The 26,880-nt window shown below is 41.9% G+C and carries 20 protein-coding genes and 1 other annotated feature (1 of these 21 only partly in view); of the genes, 11 read left to right on the top strand and 9 right to left on the bottom strand.

Annotated elements, in window-relative coordinates:
* Positions 1-259 (top strand) — a binding site (T-box leader) (it extends 3 nt beyond the left edge of the window).
* A gap of 44 nt (positions 260-303) precedes the next feature.
* Both metG and MHI27_RS18720 read left to right on the top strand, forming a co-directional pair.
* Positions 304-1,950, top strand: a complete 1,647-nt coding sequence (gene metG, locus MHI27_RS18725) for a methionine--tRNA ligase (RefSeq protein ID WP_341124781.1) — start codon at positions 304-306, stop codon at positions 1,948-1,950.
* A 70-nt stretch (positions 1,951-2,020) separates the two neighbouring features.
* The gene (locus MHI27_RS18720; protein ID WP_179085846.1) at positions 2,021-2,167 is read left to right on the top strand and encodes a hypothetical protein; all 147 of its coding nucleotides are present in this window, start codon (positions 2,021-2,023) and stop codon (positions 2,165-2,167) included.
* A 257-nt stretch (positions 2,168-2,424) separates the two neighbouring features.
* Here the strand turns inward: MHI27_RS18720 and MHI27_RS18715 are convergent, their stop codons facing one another.
* A complete protein-coding gene (locus MHI27_RS18715) occupies positions 2,425-4,872 on the bottom strand; it encodes a glycoside hydrolase (protein WP_405174454.1) in 2,448 nt (815 codons plus the stop codon).
* A gap of 28 nt (positions 4,873-4,900) precedes the next feature.
* On the bottom strand, positions 4,901-7,024 hold the full coding sequence (locus tag MHI27_RS18710; RefSeq protein WP_405174453.1) for a DUF5054 domain-containing protein: 2,124 nt from the start codon (positions 7,022-7,024) through the stop codon (positions 4,901-4,903).
* Positions 7,025-7,179: 155 nt separating this feature from the next.
* Here MHI27_RS18710 and MHI27_RS18705 point away from each other — a divergent pair, with 155 nt between their 5' ends.
* The 6 genes from MHI27_RS18705 (at position 7,180) to MHI27_RS18680 (ending at position 12,511) form a co-directional block, all read left to right on the top strand.
* On the top strand, positions 7,180-8,064 hold the full coding sequence (locus MHI27_RS18705) for a helix-turn-helix domain-containing protein (RefSeq protein ID WP_405176765.1): 885 nt from the start codon (positions 7,180-7,182) through the stop codon (positions 8,062-8,064).
* 90 nt (positions 8,065-8,154) lie between these two features.
* Positions 8,155-8,829, top strand: coding sequence for a GntR family transcriptional regulator (locus MHI27_RS18700; RefSeq protein ID WP_339265568.1), 675 nt, complete (start codon positions 8,155-8,157; stop codon positions 8,827-8,829).
* Between the two features lie 130 nt (positions 8,830-8,959).
* Entirely contained in the window at positions 8,960-10,036 is a 1,077-nt protein-coding gene (locus tag MHI27_RS18695; RefSeq protein WP_339796693.1) for a mannonate dehydratase, read from the top strand.
* A gap of 33 nt (positions 10,037-10,069) precedes the next feature.
* Positions 10,070-10,726: an RraA family protein gene (locus tag MHI27_RS18690; RefSeq protein WP_405174452.1), complete on the top strand. Its 657-nt coding sequence runs from the start codon at positions 10,070-10,072 to the stop codon at positions 10,724-10,726.
* 1 nt (position 10,727) lies between these two features.
* A complete protein-coding gene (locus MHI27_RS18685; protein WP_405174451.1) occupies positions 10,728-11,723 on the top strand; it encodes a DUF4432 family protein in 996 nt (331 codons plus the stop codon).
* 17 nt (positions 11,724-11,740) lie between these two features.
* The gene (locus tag MHI27_RS18680) at positions 11,741-12,511 is read left to right on the top strand and encodes a glucose 1-dehydrogenase (RefSeq protein ID WP_076286264.1); all 771 of its coding nucleotides are present in this window, start codon (positions 11,741-11,743) and stop codon (positions 12,509-12,511) included.
* A 322-nt stretch (positions 12,512-12,833) separates the two neighbouring features.
* Here MHI27_RS18680 and MHI27_RS18675 read toward each other — a convergent pair whose 3' ends face one another.
* The 6 genes from MHI27_RS18675 to MHI27_RS18650 all read right to left on the bottom strand — a co-directional run bounded on the left by MHI27_RS18675 (position 12,834) and on the right by MHI27_RS18650 (position 20,423).
* The gene (locus MHI27_RS18675) at positions 12,834-14,294 is read right to left on the bottom strand and encodes an ABC transporter substrate-binding protein (RefSeq protein ID WP_340970801.1); all 1,461 of its coding nucleotides are present in this window, start codon (positions 14,292-14,294) and stop codon (positions 12,834-12,836) included.
* 51 nt (positions 14,295-14,345) lie between these two features.
* The gene (locus tag MHI27_RS18670; RefSeq protein WP_076286262.1) at positions 14,346-15,098 is read right to left on the bottom strand and encodes a response regulator; all 753 of its coding nucleotides are present in this window, start codon (positions 15,096-15,098) and stop codon (positions 14,346-14,348) included.
* Positions 15,076-16,827: a sensor histidine kinase gene (locus tag MHI27_RS18665; RefSeq protein WP_405174450.1), complete on the bottom strand. Its 1,752-nt coding sequence runs from the start codon at positions 16,825-16,827 to the stop codon at positions 15,076-15,078. Before MHI27_RS18665 ends, MHI27_RS18670 begins: the two co-directional genes overlap by 23 nt.
* 138 nt (positions 16,828-16,965) lie before the next feature.
* The gene (locus MHI27_RS18660) at positions 16,966-18,465 is read right to left on the bottom strand and encodes an ABC transporter substrate-binding protein (RefSeq protein ID WP_341053218.1); all 1,500 of its coding nucleotides are present in this window, start codon (positions 18,463-18,465) and stop codon (positions 16,966-16,968) included.
* 69 nt (positions 18,466-18,534) lie between these two features.
* Positions 18,535-19,461 (bottom strand): carbohydrate ABC transporter permease, encoded by a 927-nt coding sequence (locus tag MHI27_RS18655; RefSeq protein WP_340970792.1) that lies wholly within the window; start codon positions 19,459-19,461, stop codon positions 18,535-18,537.
* A gap of 11 nt (positions 19,462-19,472) precedes the next feature.
* Positions 19,473-20,423: a sugar ABC transporter permease gene (locus tag MHI27_RS18650; protein ID WP_076286258.1), complete on the bottom strand. Its 951-nt coding sequence runs from the start codon at positions 20,421-20,423 to the stop codon at positions 19,473-19,475.
* A gap of 503 nt (positions 20,424-20,926) precedes the next feature.
* Here MHI27_RS18650 and MHI27_RS18645 point away from each other — a divergent pair.
* Genes MHI27_RS18645 through MHI27_RS18635 form a run of 3 tightly spaced genes read left to right on the top strand, consistent with a single transcriptional unit; the run spans position 20,927 to position 24,448 of the window.
* A complete protein-coding gene (locus MHI27_RS18645; RefSeq protein ID WP_076300648.1) occupies positions 20,927-21,874 on the top strand; it encodes a sugar ABC transporter permease in 948 nt (315 codons plus the stop codon).
* A 16-nt stretch (positions 21,875-21,890) separates the two neighbouring features.
* Positions 21,891-22,799 carry a carbohydrate ABC transporter permease gene (locus tag MHI27_RS18640; RefSeq protein ID WP_076286257.1) on the top strand — a complete coding sequence of 303 codons (909 nt, stop codon included), beginning with the start codon at positions 21,891-21,893 and terminating at the stop codon, positions 22,797-22,799.
* A gap of 35 nt (positions 22,800-22,834) precedes the next feature.
* A complete protein-coding gene (locus tag MHI27_RS18635) occupies positions 22,835-24,448 on the top strand; it encodes an extracellular solute-binding protein (protein WP_076286256.1) in 1,614 nt (537 codons plus the stop codon).
* A gap of 93 nt (positions 24,449-24,541) precedes the next feature.
* Here the strand turns inward: MHI27_RS18635 and MHI27_RS18630 are convergent, their stop codons facing one another.
* Positions 24,542-26,803: a helix-turn-helix domain-containing protein gene (locus tag MHI27_RS18630; protein ID WP_405174449.1), complete on the bottom strand. Its 2,262-nt coding sequence runs from the start codon at positions 26,801-26,803 to the stop codon at positions 24,542-24,544.
* Positions 26,804-26,880 lie beyond the last annotated feature (77 nt).

Raw genomic sequence — 26,880 nt, 5'->3', positions numbered from 1 at the left:
AAGGCAAAGAAGAGAAAGAGTACCACGGCAATTCTTTCTACAGAGAGCTCCGGTCGCTGAAAAGGAGTAAAGAAAAACCTTGGGAATATGGTCTCAGAGCTGCGCATCGAAACCTTTTGGGTTGTAGGCTGCGCCGGAACCTGCATCCGTTACATTGCTAGGGTATAAACGTTTATTAACGTCGTACCTGAAGAGGTAAATGTCATGAGGCATTTATAAAATTAGGTGGTAACACGTGAGTAGAACTCTCGTCCTTTGTGGATGGGAGTTTTTTTGTTGTCTAAAAAAAGGAGGAGAAGGTTAATGAGTAATGTGTTTATTGGTGGTGCTTGGCCGTATGCGAATGGATCTTTACATCTTGGAAGATTATCAAGTGTGTTGCCTGGGGATGTGCTGGCACGCTATTTTCGCAGCAAGGGGGATAACGTTTTATATGTGTCAGGCAGCGATTGTCATGGCACACCTGTAGCGGTTCAGGCTGCTAATGAAGGGATCACACCCGAAGCTTTTGCCAGTCGATACCACGAAGAGTTTCTGCAGTGTTTTGAACAGCTGGGATTTAGTTATGATCTTTATACTCGAACGGATCAACAGCAGCATCATAAGGTTGTGCAAGAGTTGTTTGCGAAGCTACTAGAGAATGGTCATTTATATAAAAAAACCATTGCGCAATGTTACTGTGAGGTGGATCAGCGCTTTTTGCCAGACAGATACGTGGAAGGGACTTGTCCAGTATGTGGCCAGCGGGCGCGTGGAGATCAATGCGATTATTGTTCTACGATTCTAGACCCTGCCGATTTATTGGACAGAGTCTGTAAATTATGTGGGAATACACCGTCAGAACGACCGACAGAACATTTTTATCTTAGCTTATCTAAATTTCAATCTGAATTAACGGAATATGTAGAGGAAGCACAATTTTGGAGAGAAAACGCTATAAAACTGACCAAACGTTATTTAAAAGAAGAACTGCAGGACCGCGCGGTAACAAGAGACTTATCTTGGGGTGTAGATGTTCCAATAGCTGGATTTGAAGACAAGAAGATTTATGTTTGGATTGAGGCGGTAAGTGGTTATTTATCAGCCAGTAAGCAGTGGGCTGCACAGTCTGGGCGGAGCTGGGAGGATTTTTGGTCAGAGGAACAAGAGGACATCACCGCTTATTATGTCCATGGTAAAGATAATATTCCTTTTCACACCCTGATATGGCCAGCCGTCTTATTAGGAGCAAGAGAACTACATTTACCGGATCGGATTATATCCAGCGAATATTTAACCCTTGAAGGGCAGAAGTTCTCCACTAGCCGTAATTGGGCAGTCTGGGTACCTGATATTCTAGAGCGGTATCATCCTGACTCTATTCGTTATTTCTTAATTGCCAACGGGCCTGAGAAGCGGGATACGGATTTTTCCTGGAGAGAGTTTATTTATAGTCATAATGGTGAGCTGCTTGGAGCATTTGGTAACTTTGTGAATCGCTCATTGGCTTTTGTAGAGAAGTTTTATGAAGGGATCGTGCCAAGTGGAAAGTTAGATAAGGGGTGGAGCGACAACATTGACCTCTTGTATCTGGAGTCAGGACGCCTAATTGAAGCGGGAGATTTGAAGGATGCGCTCGAGTATATTTTCTTTTATGTACGTAAGGCAAATCAGTATTTTGATCGGCAAAAACCTTGGATTCAGGTAAAAGAAGATCAGGAGTCCTGTGGTTCTACAATATATACATGCGTGCAGATTATAGCTAATTTGGCGAATTTGCTGCATCCGTTTCTACCGTTTTCTTGTGAGAAGATCAGGGGATTCCTATCGCTTGAACTACCGAATTGGAAGCCCCGCTCGGTTCCCCCTTATCAACAGGTAACTGATTTGCAATTGTTGTTTGAACGAATTGATATAAGTCAAATTAAAGAAGAAGAGCAAAGATTAGAACAACAAAAAGTCAATAAATAGGAATGGTTAAGACAAGCTCCGGGCAGGATCCTTAACCCTATCACGAACTCCAAAAAGAGGAGGTTTCCGAATGGATATCGAATGGATTAATGAGCATTACAAGGAAGCAAATAAAATATTGGACTCTACCCGAGAAGTCTATGAATGGGCTGATTCTCTCTATCCTGACTTCTCAGGTGGACTAAGAGTTAACGTTGGGTACACGCAAGAGATTTAATAGATTTATTATTTTCTACAGAGGTTACTAAAGAATGAACATTTATATTAAAACATCCCTGCTGATTAACCAATAAATTACATCACAGCATAGCAAAAAGGACGCCTTTTTTTGTGGAATCATTTGTACCATCAAATGACTCTGTAACAGAAAGAGGCGACCTCATGTGAAAGTCTAAAATGCTTCCAAATCTTATTCAATCCGTACTTCTCGAGGAAGACTTTGTGATTCGTCTAACTGATAATATGATTATTCTCTTACTTACTTGTTCTCCATCCAAGGATACCCGCGTTCATACTCTTACAAGCCTCTAATGCTACTTCTGACGTATTAAGCTCATCCCCCCAAGCGATGTAGTAACGGAATTCATAGAATCCACCTAGTGTCGCCTTAAAGTTCGTTTCCCAATAATTATTCATGGGCCATGAATAGAGATGGGTTGGATCATGCGCGAGTCCAGGGTGTCCGCTCAATAGTCGATCCTCATAGTCTAAGGAGCCGAGTTGGATGAGCGGTGTATCTGGCATCGCAATGGCAACACCACGTGTGTCACGGACAAAAGCTACACCTTCATCGACACAATAGAAATCTGCTAAGGATCCAGGCAATTGATCAATTCGTGGACGTAAGGCTGCGCCTGTCTTTTCTATCCACAGCGCATCTTGCCCAGCAGCGGGAGCACTCCCAAACGGAAGTGAAATGTACACATTTTCTGGATCCCATACACTTTCCTTATGCATGCGTACGGCTACATCAGCACGTGCGCGATCACCGTATACGGTGACGAGTAAGGAGTAGTGACTGCAACCATTCACGCGATATGTCAATTGAACTTTTCCATAAAGGGCACCCTTTTCAATGATATTGACATCAACTAATGCTCCGACAGAGGTTATCGCATCAGCGCCTCTACGATTTCGTCCCATCTTACGACGTACATCATACATGCCAAATTCATTAGGTGCTTGTGTTACGTTGTAGACAGGGGAGAATGCATTGTGTTTCCGATCAGACCGTAGTAAATCTTGTTGACTGCTTTTGTCGAACCACTTCGTAATCCCTGCCCCAAGTTCCCATTCGATCCGAACGAAAGGTGACTCGATAAATTTAGGCGTCACATGTAGCTTCGGTGGAACCGGAGGAATAATATCCAGCATGCGATCGGATCCAACATAATCGGTTCGATATGCTGTTACGGGCGGATGCGCTTCGATTGCCTTGATCGTCAATTGGACCTTTTGATTCGGCTGCAAGGTTACTGGAATGGTAATGATGACCCCGCGGTGTGCCGTCACCATTTGTGCTTCATAGACAGTTCCAGTCACTTCATCGAGTACTTCAAAGCCATTTTTCAGCTCTGTAATGTACCAGCCCTCCATAATTAATTGGGCATAATCGGTTTGGACAAAGTTATTTGGGTTATGCAACTCAAATTTCATAGGGCGATCTGGTCCTAATAGTGCATCTCCTTGTGCCTCAAGGATATCGTATAATGCGGTATGGGCAAGTGCACTCGCATTTGCGGCATAAGCTTCTTTACGACAGCCCAGCTCTTGTACGAATGGGTTCCAAGGTTCTGTCACAGAGGAATGGTATCCCCATGTATGTTCAGCAAATAAAGCCAACTCGTATTCAATCGCCTCAAGCCGCTCTTGGTCAACAATCTCACGGGTAGGATCTAATTGCTTCACTTTCGTGTACACGCGTTGCGCCTCTCGGAAGATCTGAACATGCATCGGAGTAGTAGCTGAGCCATCTGTCCACCAATCCGGCCAATCTCCTCGAAAGGTCTCGATCTCATCCGGATGCTCGTTCGCATATGCTCTTAAATCTGTAAAGAAATCATCCAGTGTCGCTGGTTGAATCAAGATCCGATCACCATGCAACGCATTCCAATGGTTTACAAAATCCATTAATGCGGCATTCGGTGAGCCATTATCTGTAGGGAGCCCAGATACCATGACAGGTACTAACGGGAAGGTATAGCCATCTTCAACTAATTGCTCTAAATATCGATCAAACCGCGCTTCAGCGACTTCCAAGGACACGCCTTTTCGCACGTCATGCTCATCACGAATCGTATAGGAACCTCCTATACCAGGAATCAAGCCGAGGTCATTTCCGAACATATAATGCTCGCCACTCCACGTTAGAATTCGATCACCTTTTGGTGTTTCCCACCAGAATGGAATTTGTTTCTTCCATAATGGAAACATAGAGTGATGTGTATGAATACAGGTTATTAAATTCTCGATACCAGCATCGGCCAAGACTTGACTATATCCCCAACCAAAGCCAGTGATGTCTGCAGTCATAGCAGAACGTACCGGGAATTGAATCGATTGACCATAGTCAGTAATCCGTTGAATCATGACGGAGAGCATCTCTTGATTTAATTGCTCGCCGAAATTGAGATAGGTTCCAGATAGACCGATATAGCCTTTTTGTACCGCTTGCGCGAATTCTTCTTTTTCTGTTGGTGTCGCTTTTAAGAGGAAGGATTCAACAGGCCAGAACGTTTCGCATACCCATTTGTAGCCCTTCCAATCCAGGCGAGCACCGCTTTCGATGTCACGTACAATTTGTAACGCTTGCCGAATGTAATTGACATGATACTGCCGGATTTTCTCTTGACGTTCTGTATAGCCAACATCCGTATGGGAATGTTGAATGACGTAAATTTTCCATGGTTTGTGGGTGTTCATTGTAAAGCTCCTCTTAGGTATTTTATGATTAAAGATGAGATTGGAATTTCAGCTTGAAGCGGAATAACGCATCTTCTTCGTACCAAGCCTGGAAATTTGTACCCCAGACATTGTTGTGTAAATTGACATGCATTCCTCCAGTAAGTGAAGCGAATGTATGATCAAATTGCACAAGCCGTGGTTCTCCAGGAGATACGAGCGCGGCATCTAATGTCGTGATATCCACTTGACCGTCCGCTGCCGCATAATACATGCCCTGATCTACCGCATGCAGATTGCGATTTCCCCCTTTAACAACGTCTAGTGGGGAAGTGAGTTGTCCGATTTTATCAAGCTTCCATTGATTTGGATTATTGACGATCGGATTGAAGCTCATCCATGCTGCTTCTGGGAGGCGATATGCATCCTTATGGAACCATTGAAGCTTACATTCTACGGTAGCAGTGTGCTTCTTAAATATATATTCGATGGTCAACTCTCGTGGAGCACCCATTCCTTCACTAGCTGCTCTAGGCATCTTTAACGTAGCAAGGACAACATCCTGTTCTTCTCCACATAATGCTTGCAAGGATAATAGTTTGGGTTTCGTCACGGTATGCATTATCCATTCTTTCGTCAGATCCATACCTGGTTTCCCGAAATCTCCGGTTGCCCATACATGCGTATTTTTCCATCGCACGTGATATTCACGGTACCAACGATCATAATCCGCTTGGGAGAAAGTCTCATATGAGAATAATCCGATCGGGTTGTTCGGCCCAGCCCACTCTCGATTACGTTGGTCTAGCAAACTGATAATAGAACCGTTATCCTCAAACACGACCTCAAAGTCTCCTAAAGTATAGGATTGATCCGTGTACAGGATTGTCGCATCCGCATTAGCAATCTGTGGACGAACCGGTCGTAATGCGGCTAGAGCAGCTCGTGCTTCGATCTGACGTTTTACGCCCAGAGTAGATACGGCATTTTCTAAATATTCCCTTTGCTCTTGCCAAGACTGCTCCATGAGACTAAATGAGCGGGCACTAAGCTTCTCCACGGCTTCCACGCCGAACATCTCGATCATTTCAGCGCGTGAATTTTTTTCGTAAAAACGATATTCAAGTGGGTTTAAGTTCACATCAACCTTGTCTCGAGCTCGTGCTTGCTGAAAATCTTCCTTATCATAATGAATGTAATCTGCCAGATAACGCTTAATATCTACACCCCACGTATGCTCAGGAATCATAATTAATTCATCGCAGAAGTTGTGATATTCCTCGTCGGCTGCAGCAAGAGATCCTTCTAGTAGCCATTTACTCTTCAAGCGAAGTAGTTCACGATAACAAGCTAATTTGTAGGGATCAGTCGAAGATCCATGGATCCAGCTATCCCCAATCTCTTCTTCGACGATCGGTAACGTATCACGAATGGCCCATACCTTCTCCGCATATTGATCCAACGTGGATGCTCTGATATCCGCATGTGGATAGGCCTCACGAAGTTGAGTGAATTCCGCTTTAATTTGTTCAACGGTGGAAGGACCATAATTATCATGCGTATGAGCAAAGTATAAAACATCATTCAAGCCTTCTGTTTCGAAGGTTGTTCCATAATCTTTACTATATTGAACGACGATTTCAGAACCATCTGGATTTCTCCACAAAAACATCTCAGGAACATGAGGAACATGGCTTGATGGGTTTACACCTAAATGAAGATACTTCATACCCGCCTTGGCCATATGTGTAATCAGCGCACGTGTATGACCAGGGACATCCGTCATTTTGGCTGCAATGGTGTGGATACCAAAGCGTTGGTCAAGACGTGTGGCCATTTGAATACCGTAATCTAGAAGCTCGGCATCGTATAATTCGGTATAGGTCGTGAAAGGGAGGCCATGCCATCTTAAATAGCCTTTTGCAATAGCTTCCTCTACTTGCTGTTTCTCCTCGGTTGTTCCATGTTTGAGTAAGTGATGAATTAACCAAGAACCCGTTGTCCAAATAAAAGAACCTTGATCAGGATGTTCATTAAAGTACTGTGCTGTTGTGATCGCACTTGGGAAAAATAGTTTCATATAACGATCAGTAACATGTTTAGCGAGATCGGTATATCCGATATCTAAATGTGTCTTGAATACAACATGGATCTGTGGTGTGCTGTGTGGCACGTTTATCACTCCTTATTCGTGTTTACGCTTTCAGTTTAAAACAATTTATATCATTTGACTTTTCAATTTGTATCTAATAGGATCAGAAACATAAATGAGCAAATATACGATTCGGAGTAAGCTAATGTGATCAGAAGAGAGGCAGCGTGTATACGATGACAGACGCTATAAAGAGTGAACGCTGGGTATATTTAATCGATTGGGAAGAGGGTCCTGCAGCCCATGTTAAAGATCTGATCCTTCTGGGATACGACCATTTCAGTAGAGCCATGCCTTTGACAAATCACGTGCACGAAGATGCTTATGAGTTTGTATATATGGAGCAAGGAACCGCAGTGTGGGAAGTTAATGGACAATTTCACCCAACGAGTGCACAGCATATCATTTATACACGACCTGGTGAACGTCACCGTGCTAGTTTTGATTATATTGGGCCATGTAGGATCTGGTGGATCATCGTTCGTGATCCGCTGCAGCATGGTCATTGGTTCGGACTGGATGATGCTGAACGCCAAGTATTTGCACAATGGATACATCGCTGTCCTCGTATTCAGTTGGTTAGCAAGGAAATCGTAGATTATTTCAAAAGGGTCCAACAGTTAATTAACCAGCAGGATACAGAGCTTGTGGAATTTCAGATTCGTCATGGAGTTCTGGAAATTCTACAACGCATTTTGCATAACACTCCACTCAAAGCGCAGTCGCATGATATGCACGCGTATACGCTGGAGCTTAAGACAAGACTGGAACAGAATCCATCTGAACGCTATACGATAGGACAGCTTGCGTCGGAGATTGGTTTAAGTGAGTCGCACTTTTACCGTATATTTCGTGAAATGAACGGACAATCACCAACAGCGTTTATGGATCGGATTCGAATGGACTGTGCTTGTCGTATGTTAGAGGAATCGAAGGTGAGCATAACGGATGTTGCTATGGAGCTTGGGTTTAAGACGAGCCAACATTTCGCGACGGTCTTCAAGAAATTAATTGGTGTAACGCCGAAGGCATGGCGCACACATTCGAAAGTCTGCAAATAAGTATTGAATTTCTGTAAGATGCATCTTATAATAAACTTAAATCTAATATCTGATATTTCAGTTTGAACTTGAATCAATTGGAGTTGTCCTATGAATGTAAAAATTGAACGACTAGATTTAAATGAGCAAGTGTACCAAATTTTGAAGAATCAAATCCTTACGCGGGAATATAAAGGTGGTGCACGACTGGATCTCAATGATTTAAGTGAGAAGATGGGGGTTAGTAAAACTCCTGTGAAGCTTGCGATCCATCGATTGGCGAATGATGGACTTATTGAAGTCGTATCACGGTCAGGTACCTATGTGAGTCAATTAACGAGTGGGCGAATCGCTGAAGTGATGGATGCTCGCATCATGATTGAGAAATGGTGCATAGAACACCTATCGCAGGAAGATCGTGAGCATCTTGTTACGAAATTAACAGAGTTTGTGGAGCGTGCAAGTACCCATCTGAATAGTCCCCAATTTTTGTATGAACAATTTCTAGAAGCAGATGTTCTGTTTCATAAAGCTATTGTGACGATGAGCCATAATCAGTTAATTCTAAAACAATATGAGCTCTTAAATAGCTTTCTGTATATTTCACGTATATTTCATTTCCAGAACTTCGATCGATCTAATGAAGGTTTGCTAGAGCACGAGCAGATTATTGAGGAAATAAAGCAAGATCGCCTGGAACAAGCGACTCATTTACTCGTGTCGCACTTGGAGAAGAGTAAGAAACACATGATGTTTCTAATAGAAGAGAATGGTGGGGCTATCTAAACTGACTGGTATTTCCTGCACAAACGCTACTCGCTCTTAAAAGGACGACGTAGTCGTTTATGCTTGTTTATACTGATATTTCAGATTTTAGATTGGAGGATCTAACCAAGCATGTAAAGGAGCAAAAGAAATGCGATTAGGTATTGGTTTATATCGTCATATGTTACATACAGATTATTATCGATTTGCGAAACAGGCAGGCTGTGAGGCGGTTGTTGTCCATCTCGTAAATTATTATGGAGATATTGATGATGAGGGACTTCCTTCAACAGATGGGCAACGAAATTATGGTGTAGCACGCTTAAATGACCCAATCTGGGAATATGAGAATCTTGTGAAATTAAAAGAAGAGCTCAATCAAGAAGGACTTGAATTCGCAGCGATTGAAAATTTTAATCCATCGGATTGGTATGATGTGTTACTTGCTGGCCCAAAACGAGACGAACAAATTGAACAGATTAAGCAGATCATCCGGAATGTAGGTCGAGCAGGGATTCCTGTAATTGGATATAACTTCAGTATTGCTGGTGTGTGGGGACATATTCAAAAGCCATCTGCACGAGGAGGAGCGCTAACATCGACGTTTCATCCTGACAGCAATGAGTTAAATCATCCAATCCCACTGGGTCAGGTATGGAATATGACGTATGACGCGAGTTTGTTAGATAAGGGATATCTCCCACCAACCTCGGAGCAAGAAATATGGGATCGTTTGGCTTATTTTCTAGAACGTGTTCTACCTGTTGCGGAAGAAGCTGGGGTTAAATTAGCATTACATCCAGATGATCCGCCGATGCCGCAAATCCGTCAGCATGCTCGATTAGTGAATGAGCCTGATAAATATCAGAAAATGATAGACCTTGTTCCTAGCCAAAGTAATTCGATTGAGTTCTGTATGGGCTCTATTCAAGAAATGGTGAGTGGAGATGTGTATGAAGCAATTGATCAATATGCTTCACAGGATAAAATTTCATATGTTCATTTTCGTAATGTTAAAGGGAAGGTGCCTCATTACACAGAGGTTTTTATCGATGAAGGTGATATTGATATGTTGAAAGCATTACGTGTATTGAAGAAGCATCAGTTTACAGGTGTACTTATACCCGACCATACGCCACTAATGACTTGTGATGCGCCTTGGCATGCGGGGATGGCGTATGCGTTAGGTTATATGCGTGCCATTATGCGTCAAGTTGAACAAGAATAAGAGCATAAATATTATAGTAAAGGGATGAATCTTATGAAAAATCAAGCCTATTTAGATCAATTGCAAGAAAAACTATATTCTGCCGTCATATCTGATATTTTGGATAGTCTAGAGCTACGTAATCAGGCATTACCACAGCATATTCGTCCCCTAGACCCGGATATGGTCGTATGCGGTTACGCCAAAACAGTCCAAGTAGCAGACGTCTATCGAAAACCGGCTCAAGCCTATAAAAAGCAAATTGAAGTGCTAGATGGTATGCAGCCTGGTGAAGTTTTTGTTGGTGATGTCGGGGGTTCCGAGCGCTCTGCCTTCTTCGGTGAGTTAATGTCCGCAGCTACGATTGTGGCTGGAGGTAGAGGTGCTGTTATTGATGGCCTGTGCCGTGATGTAAAGAAAATCAAACAACTAGGCTTCCCTGTGTTTGTAAAAGGGACGCGTCCAACCGATTCTTATGCCCGCAATGAGGTGATTGATTTTGATGTACCGATCAAAATTGGTGACGTACAGATACAGCCAGGTGATCTTATTTTCGGAGATATAGATGGTATTGTTGTCGTTCCGAAGGATGTCGAGGATGAAGTCATTGCAAAAGCATTCGAGAAGGTGAACGGAGAGAATATGGTTCGTGAGCATATTTTGAAGGGGATGAAAGTTTCCGAGGTATTTGAGAAGTTCGGGATCCTGTAATATGGACATTCGAACCATTTCAAACCCTGGTCACATGGACGTGTTACAGGTCGTGGGAGACGGATTAATCGTAGAGTTTCTGCCAGAGAAAGGTGGAGATATCTATAAAATTTGTATTGATCGTACGAATATATTATGGGAAAGCCCTTGGGGAATCTCCAAGCTAGGGAATCGCATCGATTTCTGTCATACGTCCAAGGAGCGCTGGTTACAAAGCTACCCGGGGGGCTGGCAAATTTTATTCCCCAATGCAGGGGATGATAGCTATAACTATGGAGTTATGCATAATTTTCACGGCGAGGCTTGTCAGGTACCCTGGACATATAAGCTCGGAGAAGTAACAGATACAAAGGTTCAGATTATATTCTCCACACTACTCTATAAATCACCTTTTGCGATGGAGCGAATTGTAACGATAGACCAAGTAGAGCAGTGCATTGAGTTGAAGGAATCCGTTACGAATCAGGGGCAGCAAGCTTTGTATGCCGAATGGGGACAGCATATCGCGTTCGGTGAGCCATTCATTGGACCTGGAACACGGCTTGAAGCACCTGCGAGATCGGTCGAATCGTATGAGCGGGATTCGGAATTATCTCGTTTGAAAAAAGGTGTATTTTCATGGCCGATCGAAGATATGGGTTGTGATCTAGGACATGTCCCTTCAGGAAAGGCTACAGATTTTGCGATTCTAAAAGAGATGACGATGGGATGCTATACGATTATAAATGATAAAATGGATTTACGTGTTCGTGTAGAATGGGATGTAGACACGATGCCAAACCTGTGGTTGTGGCAAGAATTTAATGGTCTTCAAGACTATCCATTCTACGGGGCCTGTTATGTCATGGGTGTAGAACCAAATTCGGCTTCACATGAAGCGGGGTTACAGGAATCGATCCAACGTGGTGAAGCCATTGTGATCAAGGCGCAGCAGACAAAGTCATTTGCATTGAAATTATCATGGAGTAGCTCGATGAATGGAAGTCATACGACGTAGTGTAAGGAGATGTTCCTATGTTTGACGATTTACAGGGAAAGGTATTTATTGTCACAGGTGCAGCGCAAGGCATTGGTAGAGGGATCGCGCTTCGCTTGGGCAAAGAAAAATGTAAAGTCGTTATCAATTTTACGAGTGATCAAAGTAAAGCTTTAGCCGAGGAAGCGATTGCGCTCATTGAAGCCTCAGGCGGGCAAGCTGTTGCGTGCCAAGGTGATGTAGGACAAGTGGATACCGCCAATAAATTAGTTGATGTGGCGGTAGGTCATTTCGGAACATTACATGGAATTGTTAATAATGCAGGGGTACAGTCTCAATATCCATCGGAGCAATTACCTATAGATGAGTGGAATCGGATCATGGATGTGAATCTGCGCGGAACATTCCTAGGGTGCCAAGAAACGATTAAATATCTCCTGAAGAAAGATATGCAGGGAAGTATTGTGAATGTATCGAGCGTGCATCAACAGATTCCTAAGCCTCAATATGTACATTATGCTTCGTCCAAAGGTGGGTTAAAGCTACTAACGGAATCATTAGCACGTGAATATGCCGATCGAGGAATTCGGATTAATGCCGTTGCTCCTGGAGCGATTGATACGCCTATGAACGGTAAATTACTCAGTGATCCGCAGATTACTGAACAAATATTGAACAAAATTCCTTCACGTCAAATTGGAACACCAGAACAAATTGCTGCACCTGTAGCTTGGTTACTGTCTCAAGAAGCAAGCTATGTGACGGGAGTTACGATATTTGCTGATGGTGGAATGGTCCTGTATCCGTAGAGTATTTGATGAATATGGATGTGAAAAAGAGGCTGTCCCAAAAGCCATAGAAATGGCTACTTGGGACAGCTTTGATTTTATCTAGGATTAACGTCATTTTTCAAAGGAGCGATTTTTATTTAATTTAATCCTCCAACCTTTTCTTTAACATCTGTTCATCGTCTTTAACATAATTGCACTGTTCACACTTTTTAATCGCAGCGTTATTCCTTCTACCAGTCTGAACCTTCATACTATTGATTTTACCACTTATCTCTGCTACGGCAACCAATTCGTTAGTCTAGAAAGTTCTTCAGCATCGGTTAAAGATGCTAACCTCACCTTACTTGGAATGATGCTTCTGCCAAGTATTTAACTGCGCTTGAATGGCTTTGCGTACGTCGTCAATACCTGCTTCGTGCAACTCTTGATTGAATTTGGGCAGAAAGGTATCTACATCGACGCTGCCGGTCATGAGAATCGGATAATATTTATTCCAGACGATTTCGATCTCATCGACTTGCTCAGATAGCGAGGAAAGGTCTGGATTAAAGCCGAGTACTTTAGATTCCACCACTTTAGCATTGTACGCTCTGTATTGTTCCCATTTATCTAACGGATCAGGATATTTTCCACCAAGTGTTTTTAAGATAAACCAATTGCCTTGTGTATACTGTATCCCAGTATAATTTGGTGAAACGAGGACAACCTGGCCCACTTTGTTTAAATTGTAATGGACTCCTTCGATCCCATAGTTGAATAAATTACGTAATTCGGGATCGGTATTTAATAAATTTAGAAATTTAATACTTTCCTCCGGATGCTTCGTATTTGCATTTACAGTCATCATGCCACCAAGAACGGATTCTGTCGTTGCCACTTCTTGTGTTACCGGATGAGCGACCACTTGATAGCCCAGATCCTTACTCCAAACACTCTCGGATAGCGGGCCTCCGCTTGCGGATTTCCAGAAAACTTTCAACCCGCGTTGAAGTGAACTTGGTTCACGCAGCGCAGCATCTTTATTAATGAAACCAAGTTGATAGTATCGTCGAACGGTCTTTAAAATTTGTTTGGCTTCATCCGTTTCGAAAATATTGACGATCGAAGCATTTGATTGTGTCGATTGAATCATTAACGGAATTTTATAGTTCGTTATATATTCATATCCATACATCTTAAAGAAATTATGAGCATCCCGGTTAAATTCCATGGGCAAGTAATCGGGCTCATTTATTTGAATCATACGTAACAGTGGCTCTAGCGATTCTAGCGTGTTGTATTTCGTAATATCAATGTGATATTTCTTTACAAGATCAGCGGGATACATCCAATGCTCAACTACGGCTAATTCTTTATTCGTCGGTATGCCGTAAATGCTGCCATCAGGTAAACGGACACCTTTCCAGAAGATTGGATCAATTGCATTATACATGTCCTTGCCTTGGTTCATTAAATAGTCATTCAGCTTCAACCACTTTCCCTGTTTTGCATACGTAGAGTAATCCGGCGCAAAGGCAATATCAAAGGGGGTATCGGATGAAATAATTGTATTTAATCGGCTATCGTATTCTTGCCAGCCAATTTTGTTATAGGTGATCGTAATGCCGATTTTACGCAAAAGGACTTCATTTATTTTGTCATTCACCTTACGTAGATCATTGTCCGGCTCGCCGATCGTATAATAAATAAGGTTAACGGGCGTTTCATTATTAGATATTGGAGCCTCTGTATGTTTGGTGCAACCGATTAATTGAATGATTAGTAATAGAAAAAGGCCAAAGATAAACCAACGTTTATACATGACATGCATCTCCTTGACTCGTTCTTGGTAGCAAATCGTTGTCTAACTTTTTTAGCGCAGATCGGAAGGAGATTTTCCGTAATAGCTATGGAAATGTGTGTAGAAATAATTCATATTATTATATCCGACTGAACATGCGATCCAATGGATTTTCTCATTCGTGGTCTGGATAAGCTCTTTAGCACGTTGCATGCGATACAGCATTAAATATTCGGAAAGCTTCATATTCGTTTCTTTAATGAACAATTGCCCGAGATAGGTGCTATTCATTTGAAAACGATCGGCGACAGATTTTAAGGTAATATTCTGATTAAAATCTTCTCTGACCATGAGCAAAATGCGATTTACTAGCTTCGATAACGAATCGTAAGGAACACCCATGACTGGATCCAAGTGGGCAGTGCTCGTCTGTGGATCCCCAATGCTACCATGAAGATCGTCAACAATTATTTTCTCGATAACTTGCTGGAGCTTTTCTTTCTCTAATGGCTTTAATAAATAATCTTTGACCCCACATCGGATAGCCTGTTGAGCGTAGCTAAAATCACTATACCCGCTCATAATTATATATTTCGTAGGAAGTTGAACTTCATTGAGTTGTCGAATGGCATCATAACCAAGATTTTTACCAATACATACATCAAAAATAGCGATATCAGGAATTAATTGTACGGCTCTGGATACAGCAGCATCCGTCGAAACACAGGTTTCGACATAATCAAATCCATAGTGCTTCCAATCTAGAATTCGTTTCATGCCTTCTAAAATTTGTGGCTCGTCATCAACGATTAAAAGTTTGTACATCTCTAGTCACCTCTTTAGAAATCTGTACAGAAATCCTTACGCCTGCTTCATCATTGTTCTCAATGTGCATTGAAAAACCTTCATCATAGTAAAAGTTCAATCTTGCATAAACATTATATAAACCAATACTCTTGGTCGATATTTCATGTTGACTAGACAGTATTCGTCGTATATCGGCTAAGCGTTCTTCCTCAATCCACACCCCGTTATCAATAAATTCCAATCTGTAGTAATGCTCATCTTCGCTACCCTTGACGACAAATAAATTAAATTCTTTCTCTTTGTCAAAGCCATGAATGAAAAAGTTCTCCGCCAAAGGCTGCATCCAAAATTTAATGGTGGGTACATCGAGTAACGAATCTTCCATATCAATTTGGTAATAAAAGTGGTCAGGATACTTGAATTCCATAATTTTTAAATATTTTTGCAGTAGCTCTAGTTCGCTTCCAATCGAGATAATGTTCTCTTTTTTTACCATTTCACGATAAAGGGCACCTAAGGTAGCAATCGCGTCGGCTGTATGGGCATCATGATTGACTAATGCGGTAGAGCGAATGACCTCCAAGGTGTTATATAGAAAATGAGGATTAATTTGATGCTGTAGCGCTTTCATTTCAGCTTCCTGCTGTTTCAATTTCAGTAAATATTCATTGCGAATATGTTTATCTAACTGGTGAATCATGTCATCCACTTCACGTGCAATCATACCATATTCATTTCGACGATAGCGTGCAGGTTTATTTGGAGTAAAGTTCGCTGTCTTAACGCGTTTTATAGACTGAATAATACGGTGCAGGAATCGTGCATCATCTCGAAGGTTATAGACAACAAGTAATAGAACACAAATCATGGCCGTTAGAATAACTAGAAATAATAAAATGAGCGTAGACGCATGCTGCTGTACCAATACCCTTAATTCGATGGTGCTAACAAACTTATAATTAAATTTGGTGGATGGAAAAGTGACATAGAAAATGGGAGACATCCAGTTTTTTAGTATTACACCATGCGTATTTTTATTGGCAATGGCCTGCTGAATGATCTGCTCAGACATTGTATTGTCGTTGCCAATCAGATACACTTCTCCTGAATCATTAATAGCTGCTGCATGACCAAGTTGATAATTATTAACGATGCTGAAAATTTGTTCGCTGCTTATTTGAAAGCGAATTTCGGCGGAACCCTCCGCAAGCTGAAGCAATTTTTTGCGATATACAAATCCCCGTTGAATGTTCTCTGCAAACATAAGATCATCATTGGATAGACCAAACTGGAAGCGGGGAATGCCATTACTATTAAAGTCTATAACATTGCCTTGCTTCACTGTATGAACACTAATTTGTGTAATATCTCCTTGCGCCCAATTGTACAGATAAGTTTTCACATCTTCAGGAAAAGAGATAAGCGGTCGTTGATTGAATGTACTGTTCTTTAATCGTTTAGTAAGATAATCATCAATGGTTGGACTTAGAAAATAGCTAGCATCGTTCATCAAGTCTTGATTTGAATAAATACGCTGCATATAAGCTTCAATACGATCTGCGTCATTCTGTAAGTTGTTCTCTGTCCGAGAAAAGGCATTTGCCGCCTCGATGCGAGCATTACCAACGGATTGATTGATGACGATGGCACTGGTCAGTGCCCCTAACGTTAGTCCGATTAACAAAATGAATATCACATAGGACCAAAATTTACTACGATAAATTTTAATGCGTAGAAACGTATTCATGTGGCACCTCAATACATGTAGGTTGTAATTGAATATAGTACAAAAGGACCTATATAATCAAATACAAATTGCTTATTCTACAACAAAAGCACATGGTATAGTTGTCAAACTATACCATGTGTCGTATTAGTGTATGGTTTATTTGAAATAATTATCGATTTCTTCCTGTGCTTTTTGGATAATTTTATCCATTCCCGCTTTTTTCAATTCGGCTAACATTTTTGGTACAATCTTCTCTGGGTCAGAAGCACCTGTTAGCAATTCGTATTTATATTTATCAAATGTAGACTGTGCGTTCGCAACTTCTGTCTGAATTTCGCTGATATCGAGTGCGAAGCCTAGAACAGTGGATGCTACAGCTTGTTCGTTTAATTTCTTCACTTGGTCCCATTGATCTTCAGGTGCGCCTTTGGTTATAGCCATATTGAAGAAGGTACCTTGTGAGTAAGCAGCGAGTGGCCATGTATCCGATGTGCGCTCGATAACGTTATCTTTACCATCTACATATTTGAAATCAACGTCTTCTTCACCAAATGCTAGCATATTACGGAGCTTTGAATCTGTGTTTACTAATTGCAGATATTTCAAAGCTTCTTTTTTGTACTTGGAATTCGCAGAGATTGCGTTTAAGGAGCCTTGAATTGTACTTGTCGTATAAAGCGGACCAAATGTTTTGTTCATAACAAATTTTTCTACGCCCGCATTGATTTGCATCGCGATCTCTGCTCCTGGGAAGGCTTGTTGCGTACCAAATGGGTTATATTTTTCTTTTTCTGTTTTGGTTGGAGCATCTGGATTGATAATTCCATCTTGATACCATTTATGAAGCAATTTCAAATTTGCCATGACATCAGGCTGTTCGAAAACGGAGATCACCTTGCGAGAAGGATCATCTACTTTTACACCTACAGGGAAGAATCCTAACGTTAAATCATCATAGTTATTGAACATACCCGAGAAGGCTTCACTTTGAATAAGTCGAAGTGGGTAGAAGCTCTTGCCTTCACCAGCTTTTATATCATGAAGTGGCTTATCTAAATCTTGCATCGATGTAATGTTCTGGTAATCGATATTGTATTTCTGTACGAGCTTGTCATCATAGCTCCAATATTGAGAAACAGAAGAGTCTTTATAAGTTGGAACGGCATAGTATTTCCCGCCAATTTTTGTGCCATCCCATACTTCGGACGGAATTAATTTGTACAGGTCTGGGGCTTCGCTTTGGACTAAATCCGTGATGTCCGTAAGAGCTCCCATCGAGACTTGTTTACTGTACTTCGTGTTATTCGTGAACATCATGTCGAACGGCTCACCTGTGTTCACAATGGTGTTCATCTTCGTATCCCATTCGCCCCAGCTGGCCACACGAAGATCGACTTTTACCCCGATTTTCTCCGCAGTATATTCATTCATCTTGTCAATTGCTTTACTAAAGTTCGCAGGAAGTGGCGTATTACCGATCTGCCACCATACCAGGGTCGGAATATCCTTTTTACCTGCTGCTTCTGTTGATGTAGAGTTGTTTGATGGTTCATTCGTCGATGAAGCCGAGTTGTTGGAACTACCGCATGCTGCTAAGGCGGATCCCATTAATGTCAGAATACAGAGTGTTGAGGCAATCTTGAAGATTTTCTTCACTTTAACTCCCCCTATGGATTGGTTGTTTGCTATATCATAAACCAGTATAAATTTGGCTTACTTCGTAATTTAGCCTTTGACTGCGCCGACTGTCAGACCAGAAATGAAATATCTCTGGAAGAATGGATATGCACAAGCAACAGGCAAGATGATGAGGATGGCGACCGCCATACGCGCGGACTCTTTAGGCATTTTCGCGATGAGCTCTGCAGAACTAACGCCCATACTTGAAGCATTTCTGGCAAGTGCATCGGCATTGGTCATTAGATTGTTAAGCAACGCCTGTAACGAGTAGAGATTCGGGTTATCAATATACAACATGGATTGGAACCAGTCGTTCCAATAGTTGAAGCATAGGAACAATCCTATCGTTGCGAGAACAGGTAGCGATATAGGCAATATGATCGAGAAGAAGATCCTAATTTGATTAGCACCATCAATTTCTGCCGATTCGATTACACCATCTGGAATCGTGCTTGTGAAAAAGGTTTTACAAATAATGACGTTAAAGGATGAGACTGCAAGCGGTAAGATCAGAGCCCAGAAACTATCCTTCAGCCCTAGTAAGTTTGCATTGATGAAATAACTGGATACGAGACCACCATTGAAAACCATCGGAATGAATACGATCCAAGTCAGAAAGCTTTTTAACTTGTATGACGGGCGTGAAATAACATAACCCATCGATGTTGTAAGAAGGACGCCAAGTACAGTACCTACTACAGTGACAAGGGTCGAGGTGCCTAGAGCACGTAGAATCATCGTTCCTTGCTTAGCAATAAAACTGTAAGCTTCAAAAGAAAAATCGGCTGGAAAGATACTGTAGCCAACGTCTCGGATATAAGATTCATTGGTTAATGAAATCGATAATACGACGATAACGGGCACAACACAGGCAAGTGCGATGACCAGAAAAATGGAGTTAAATAGGATGTTAATTCCTTTACTTGTTCGATTAAACTTATCAAGCCCGGATTCATAGGTTTTTGTTGCCATGTTCTTACCTCCTAAATCATTGCGCTATCTGGATCAATCTTCTTCACAATCCAGTTGGCGGACAGAATCGTAATACATCCCAAAACGGATTGAACAAATGCAGCAGCAGATGCCATACCGATCGTTGCGCTTTTCAGTTGCTTATAGACGAGGACATCAACGGTCGTGGCCACATTATATAAGGAGTTAGAATCACGCGTGACCTGGAAGAAGAGACCGAAGTCGGTATAGAATATCCGTCCGACCGACAGGATGAACATCATCACGATCACCAGTTTGAGTAAAGGTAGTGTGATGAAGCGAGTCTGTTGCCAAATTGAGGCTCCATCAATGACAGCGGCTTCATAATACGAACTATCGATCGCTGTAATGGTAGCGAGATAGATAATCATGCCATAGCCGATACCTTTCCATATATTTAATAGAACGAGAATGTAAGGCCAATACTCAGGCTGCATGTACCAATTCACGGGATCATGTCCGATGTTACCGAGAAATTGATTCAGGATCCCTTTGTCAAAGCTGAAGAATGCCCAACCGACTGCAGAGATGACGACCCAAGAGAGGAAATAAGGGAGGAACATCATCGTTTGATACACTTTGCTGGCTTTGCGATTATGGAGTAATCCAATCATGATCGCGAACAACACTGGGAGTACGATGCCCGTAATAATAAAAATGATGTTATACCCAATCGTATTGCGGATAATAATCCAGGCATCATTGGATTTAAATAAAAATTCGAAGTTTTTAAAACCGACCCAAGGACTATTTACTACATTGCTAATAAAGCCCCCAGAAATTTTGAACTGCTTGAAAGCGATGATAATGCCGAACATGGGTAAGTAACAGAACAGAATGTACCAAATCGTTGTGGGAATGGCTAATAGTGTTAATTCAAAATCTTGTTTCCTCCAAGTAAAGCGCTTTCTACGCTTCAGTTGTTCAGGTTTTGCGCTCATCTCGTTCACTCCTTCATGTAAGTCATTTGTAAATTCACACGCTCTTGAAACCGCTTTACGCAAGTTCATTGTATAAGAGCAATGCGATTATCATCCAGATAACAAACATGATTTATTAGTCAACAAACGTTAGATTATGTGTGAATTGAGTTGTACTACGCAAAAAAAACACATGTTGTGGAGATTTACATGCATTGCCCTGTGTGCAGGTGAGCATGGTAATACAACGAAATGATCAACGAGAAAGCACAAGAATGACATACTGTTATGATGCCCACATAGCGTTGTGACGCGGTTATTCCCGCACTACAACACGTAATTTTTGACAAGCGAGAATGACATATTTACGATTGGGTCAATTGTTTATATTGTAAATGTAAGCGCTAACAACAATGCGATAGATAACAATGCAACAGATAATGATGCTCACTCGATGATCTGAGTGTTCTCATCATTACCTACAAGGAGGGGATGTCGCGATGCATGAAACGGAAAGCGTACACATGCGAACTGTGAACTCAGAACCGAAAGAAAAGCGTAAGGGCAGAAACGAGACATGGAAGAAGATTTGGCAGAATTGGGAGCTTTACATTTTTATCGCACCCGCATTCTTTTACTTCCTCATTTTCAGCTATGGACCGATGTATGGGATTCAGATTGCTTTTAAGAACTACATCCCGTCAAAAGGCTATTTTGGCAGTGAATGGGTAGGCTTTGATCATTTCATTCGATTTTTTAACTCGTACTATTTCTGGGATTTGCTGTGGAACACGCTCAGTATTAGCTTGTATGAATTAGCCATTGGATTCCCAATCCCAATTATTCTGGCGCTTGCGTTTAACGAAGTGAAGGACGGCTTCTTCAAGCGACTTGTTCAGACCGTTACGTATGCACCTCATTTCATTTCTGTCGTTGTTATGGCAGGGATGATTATTACCTTCTTGTCTCCATCGAACGGAATGATTATTCATGCCATTGAAAGCTTAGGCTTTAGTGCACCGCAGTTTCTGACAAGCCCTGGTTGGTTTAAGACGATGTATGTATTCTCAGGCGTGTGGCAGAGTGCGGGGTGGGGGACGATTATTTATTTGGCGGCACTCTCGGGAGTAGACCCAGGCTTGCATGAAGCGGCAATTATTGACGGAGCCTCTCGCTTCCAGCGTGTTCGCCACATCAATATTCCAACGCTTATACCGACCATGACCATTCTATTAATTCTAAATATGGGTGGCTTGTTAAGTGTAGGTTTTGAGAAAATATTACTTCTGCAAAATTCATTGAATATGTCAAGCTCTGACGTGATTTCAACCTTTGTCTATCGATCTGGTCTTGTCGATGCGCAATATAGCTTCTCAACAGCTGTTGGTTTATTTAACTCCATTGTGAATTGCATCCTGCTTATTACGGTGAATCAAATTGTCCGCCGTACGAGCGAGAACAGTCTATGGTAGAAGGAGGTTGGAATTTATGGTATCAGGTATAAAGCTATCTAAGCGAGATCGAATATTTCTAATTTGCACCTATACGTATGTGACAATTGCATTGTTGTTAGTCGCATATCCCATCTTATATATTATTAGCGCATCTATCAGTGATCCGAAGATGGTTGCTTCCGGTGAAATGTGGCTTCTTCCAAAAGGTATTACCTTTAAGGGGTATGAAATTGTATTTCAGAACTCGAAGATTTGGACGGGGTATGGAAATACGATTTTGTATACATTGCTAGGCACAACGATTAACTTGGTCGTTACGATGCCAGCGGCATATGCACTCAGTCGTAAGGACTTTGTAGGTCGTGGGTTTTTCATGGGGATGTTCATGGTAACGATGTTCATTGGAGGGGGTCTCGTCCCTACATACATGTTGGTAAAAGGGCTAGGCATGGTCAACACGATGTGGGCACTAGTACTTCCTGGCGCAGCGTCAATCTGGAATATTATTGTCTCTCGTACCTTCTTCGCGAACTCCATTCCAGCTGAGCTTCAAGATGCGGCTCAAATCGATGGCGCGACGAATATTCGCTTATTCCTGCGGATTGTTCTCCCGTTATCGATGCCAATTATCGCAGTTATGGCTTTATTCTACGGGGTAGGGCATTGGAACAGCTATTTCGGCGCCATGATCTACTTGAATGATGATGCGAAGTATCCATTGCAGCTTGTGCTTCGTCAGATTCTCGTGCTTCAGGAAATGCAATCTCAAGTAGGTGGCATTATCGATGCGACAGCTGCAGCAGCCCAGAACAACAAGGCAGAAATTGCTTCACTTGTGAAGTATGGGGTCATTATCGTATCTACGCTTCCGATTATTGTTGTCTATCCATTCTTACAGCGTTATTTCGTGCAAGGTGTCATGATTGGCTCTGTTAAGGGTTGATCTTAAGATACAAATAACAAAGGGGAGGTTTTTGTATGACGATTTATCGTAAAGCTGGACTCATGTTGTTAGTTCTTTCCATGTCAATGTCTATTCTTACTGCATGTGGATCAAGTAGCGATAAGGGGACAGCAAGCACAGAAGGCTCAGACACAGCCACAGAGGTTCATAAGACGGGCTTTCCTATCGTGGATAAACCGATTGAGCTATCCATTATGGCACCGGATATAGGACGTCAGGATTGGAACAAGATGCCTGTTATTCAGGAATACGAGAAGATGACGAATATTAAGTTAAAGATTCAAAACGCCCCACAAGACAGCTTTGAGACGAAAAAGAATTTGGTATTTGCAAGCGGTACGCTTCCCGATATTTTCTATGCGGCGGATCTAAAAGGATCGGATCAAGTTACCTACGGAAGTCAAGGATTGTTGCTGCCTTTAGAAAAATACATTGATGAGGGCTACGCACCTAATTTAAAAAAAATTCTCGATGCAAATCCGGATATTCGCAAATCAATGACAACACCAGATGGACATATCTATGCACTACGCAATATTCAGCCATCTGCGGTATGGTATCGTGGACCGATGTGGTATAACGGGAAGTTCTTGAAGAAGTTCGGCATGGAAAACAAATTACCGCAGACAACAGAAGAGCTATACAACTATTTGAAGAAGGTTAAAGAGGAAGATGCGAACGGAAACGGTAAAGACGATGAGGTTCCTCTATCCTCTGTGAAATTAGATGATTTACGGATGTTCTTCCTCGGATTCTGGGGGATGTATAACGAGGATATCTACGTAGATAAGGAGAACAAAGTACACTTTCCACAAGCTGAACCAGCCTACAAAGAATATTTAACCTTCTTGAATCGCTTATGGAACGAGGATTTGCTGGATCATGAAACATTTTCTCAAACCGATGAGCAGAAGAAAGCAAAAGGGAAAAACAATCAAGTGGCCTTATTCTCCGATTATTTCCCATACTTCACGCTTGGTGGTGAACCGAGTGAAGATAACCCGATGATGCAGCCTGTATCTAGTGATATTGCTGGAACACCTGTATACGGCAAGCATCCTGGTATTAACACCATTGGCGGTTTCGCGATTTCAAACACGAACCCGAACCCGGAAGCAAGTATGCGCTGGATTGATTACCAATTTAGCGAAGAAGGGTATTCCTTCTGGGCGTATGGACCTGAAGGTACGTTATTTAAATACAAAGATAAAGCAACAGGCGAGAAAGAATGGCTGCCAGTTCCAGATGGTACGGATCGTGAAGAATACCGCGGTACAATCACGCCAAACTACGGGATTAATACACCAGGTTCCTATGAGAACAGCTATGTTTTAGGTCTTCGTACTAGCTTTGATGACTGGATTGACAAAGAAACAGCTACAAAGCTTACACCTATTGCAAAGACTCCCTTCCCATCGGTATTTCTGACGGTAGACCAACAGACGGAGATCAAAACACTCCGTTCCGATTTGGATAAATACGTGAAGGAAATGGAAGCGAAATTCGTTACAGGCGCAGAGCCATTATCCAATTGGGACAAATATATCGCTCAAATGAAAAAAATGGGGTATGAGAAGCTCGAATCAACGTATCAACAAGCATACGATACATGGGCTGCTAGCGAATAATTTGTGAAGCTTATACATTCTCATATTTTGAAAAACTTCCCGGTCATCCTAGGCATGACCGGGAAGTTATGATGAACCCTAAGCGAGGAAGGATTATACGGTATCGTTAGGCTCAGTATTGGGATGATTACTATTCATCTGTCGATACTGGCCCGGGGTATAACCGGTTTCCTTTTTGAATTTTCGAATAAAGTTTGGTGTGTCGAGGTAGCCGACGCGCTGGATAATATCTTTTAACGAATCACTTGTTATTACGAGCTGTTCCTTGACCTTATCTAATCGTTTTTGCCAAATATATTGGACGAAGTTGATGCCGACCTTATCCTTGAATGAACGACTGAGATGGGAAGGTGAAATCGTAAACGCAGCAGAAACAGATTCAAGGCTAAGTGAATGATCAACATAGTGTTGGTCGATAAAAGCAACGATATGATCCATGAGTGAATGTTCTTCTTTTTTATGCGTCTGCTCTACCTGTGTACAAATCTGAGTGGCTAAACGGTAGAAATTCTGCTCTATAAGATGGACGGGACCATTCATGAAATGGGGAGAAGCAGACTGCATCATGTTATCCATCTTTAGCTCAACTGCAGTTTTGAGCATGGTATTCAGCAGGTCGAACAATACGCATCGCATCAGCAGGATAGATCGTTGTTTATTATCAAGCCCATAGATGGCTGTGTGAATAATTTGTTTGGCGACTTCGTAGTTGCCCTGCTTCAAGCTTTGTGCAAGCTTTAATAGCTCGTTACTAGGGAGTAATACCGTTTGATCATGGGCACTGGATAGCTTTTCAAAATACACGGTGGTTCCATGCTCGGTCGATTTACGCAATTCGAAGGCGGAGCAAGCCTCAACAAAGGATTGATTAAGCTGCTGAGGGCTCTCATAACATTTGCCTACACCGATCATCGGGTGGATATCCATTATGCCTAACGTATATTCACGGATCGCATCCACGATGTGAACGATTTGTGCAGCGAGTGCCTCATCATCTTCGAGCTGTAAGCTCACAATGAGTGCGAGCTGATCCAATTGCGGGAGCTCTACACCGTATACTTGTGTAGCAAGCGCTGGAAATTCAATAAACGCAAGCTTGCGATGTACTTCTTGTCGCGCCTGAAGATGCTGCTGTTCTAAGTCATCCCAGCCCATCATCATGACAAAATGATGACTTTGGTCGAAGTGCAGATGAAAGGTATCGAATATTCCATGCGTCATCATTTGTGCATGTCCATGCTTTAATAGCATGGAGAGAACATGGTTGCGTGCATAGGGCTCTTGGAGATCAACCTTGGAGCTATACTGCTGTAATGTTGTTCGTATATACTCGAGCTCATTTCCGGAGGCCGGTGTATCTGTTTTTTTGTTCGTGAAGCGAACGAGCTCAGCAATCGGAAGATATTGCATCCGAGCGAATAATAGAGCGATGGCCGTTCCTACAATGGCGATCACAATGAATAAAATAATGATGAAGCTCCGAACATTAAGTACGCTACTGAAAAATTGATTACTCGCCATTAAAGTCACATATGACCAGCCATTGACATCCGATGTGACGGAAATAACCGAATGATCTTCGTTGTTTATCGATAGATTATGTATGCCGGGTGGAAGCTCTGATAACCGTTGGATATCCTGTTGGCTAGCTGTATCTCCATGGCCACTATAGGATAAAACACGTCCATGATTATCAAAAATATACGTTAATCCTCGATAGTTACCGAGAACGGAATCGATCAGATATGCCAACTCTTTCTCTTTAATGAGGTACATGACAGAAGCATATGGATCTGAGGTGTTGGGAATGATCGGCAGGATATAGGTTAATACAGATTGCTCGAGTGGTGAATTTTGATTCAGCATGTTCGTAAGTCGAATAGATGGAAATTTGGACGAGTTTAAAGCAGTCACAAGTTCATCATTCTTCCAGCTTCCAAACTGATAGGAGCTACGAAATACATCCAGGCTATACATGCCATGGTTGGAATAAATATTAGGGTCATGATGATAGTACAGAAATATATCCTCCACAATGGAATTGGAAGATTTGTAGCTATCTAGTGCCGCTATGGCATCACGACTTTCATAAGGATCCAGTATTCGATAATGAGCGAGACGAGCGTCGTATGACATCCGTGACGCCATATCTCTTAAATCATTCATGCGTCCATCCACCACCGTTTTAATTTGGGTGAGCTGATTAAAGTGAGCATTTTCAATCTCCTTTTGTAAATTATCGGTAGCATTTCGGTAAATGAAAACGATTACAAATATAAGCGGAATAAGAAGGATAAGTAGATACGAACCGGTGAATTTCAGAAACAATTTCGATTTGAAATAGTTATAGTTCAAAGTGTTTTCCCCCTTTTTATGGCGTATACATGGAGATGTTCCTATCAAGCTATGAATACAGCAAGATATAGATCGGC

The organism is Paenibacillus sp. FSL H8-0261 (genome assembly GCF_045040645.1).
In the GTDB taxonomy this organism is placed as follows: domain Bacteria; phylum Bacillota; class Bacilli; order Paenibacillales; family Paenibacillaceae; genus Paenibacillus_AQ.
The sequence above is the reverse complement of the archived record's forward strand: the minus strand, read 5'-3'. Positions and strand labels throughout refer to the sequence as shown.

What these genes read in the sequence shown, in the direction of transcription:
- MHI27_RS18720 (WP_179085846.1), top strand. Translation starts at nt 2,021, where the DNA reads ATGGATATCGAATGGATTAATGAGCATTACAAGGAAGCAAATAAAATA.
- MHI27_RS18665 (WP_405174450.1), bottom strand. Translation starts at nt 16,827, where the DNA reads ATGAATACGTTTCTACGCATTAAAATTTATCGTAGTAAATTTTGGTCC.
- MHI27_RS18675 (WP_340970801.1), bottom strand. Translation starts at nt 14,294, where the DNA reads ATGTATAAACGTTGGTTTATCTTTGGCCTTTTTCTATTACTAATCATT.
- MHI27_RS18640 (WP_076286257.1), top strand. Translation starts at nt 21,891, where the DNA reads ATGGTATCAGGTATAAAGCTATCTAAGCGAGATCGAATATTTCTAATT.
- MHI27_RS18650 (WP_076286258.1), bottom strand. Translation starts at nt 20,423, where the DNA reads ATGAGCGCAAAACCTGAACAACTGAAGCGTAGAAAGCGCTTTACTTGG.
- MHI27_RS18685 (WP_405174451.1), top strand. Translation starts at nt 10,728, where the DNA reads ATGGACATTCGAACCATTTCAAACCCTGGTCACATGGACGTGTTACAG.
- MHI27_RS18635 (WP_076286256.1), top strand. Translation starts at nt 22,835, where the DNA reads ATGACGATTTATCGTAAAGCTGGACTCATGTTGTTAGTTCTTTCCATG.
- MHI27_RS18715 (WP_405174454.1), bottom strand. Translation starts at nt 4,872, where the DNA reads ATGAACACCCACAAACCATGGAAAATTTACGTCATTCAACATTCCCAT.
- MHI27_RS18645 (WP_076300648.1), top strand. Translation starts at nt 20,927, where the DNA reads ATGCGAACTGTGAACTCAGAACCGAAAGAAAAGCGTAAGGGCAGAAAC.
- MHI27_RS18690 (WP_405174452.1), top strand. Translation starts at nt 10,070, where the DNA reads ATGAAAAATCAAGCCTATTTAGATCAATTGCAAGAAAAACTATATTCT.
- MHI27_RS18705 (WP_405176765.1), top strand. Translation starts at nt 7,180, where the DNA reads ATGACAGACGCTATAAAGAGTGAACGCTGGGTATATTTAATCGATTGG.
- MHI27_RS18680 (WP_076286264.1), top strand. Translation starts at nt 11,741, where the DNA reads ATGTTTGACGATTTACAGGGAAAGGTATTTATTGTCACAGGTGCAGCG.
- MHI27_RS18695 (WP_339796693.1), top strand. Translation starts at nt 8,960, where the DNA reads ATGCGATTAGGTATTGGTTTATATCGTCATATGTTACATACAGATTAT.
- MHI27_RS18700 (WP_339265568.1), top strand. Translation starts at nt 8,155, where the DNA reads ATGAATGTAAAAATTGAACGACTAGATTTAAATGAGCAAGTGTACCAA.
- metG (WP_341124781.1), top strand. Translation starts at nt 304, where the DNA reads ATGAGTAATGTGTTTATTGGTGGTGCTTGGCCGTATGCGAATGGATCT.
- MHI27_RS18670 (WP_076286262.1), bottom strand. Translation starts at nt 15,098, where the DNA reads ATGTACAAACTTTTAATCGTTGATGACGAGCCACAAATTTTAGAAGGC.
- MHI27_RS18655 (WP_340970792.1), bottom strand. Translation starts at nt 19,461, where the DNA reads ATGGCAACAAAAACCTATGAATCCGGGCTTGATAAGTTTAATCGAACA.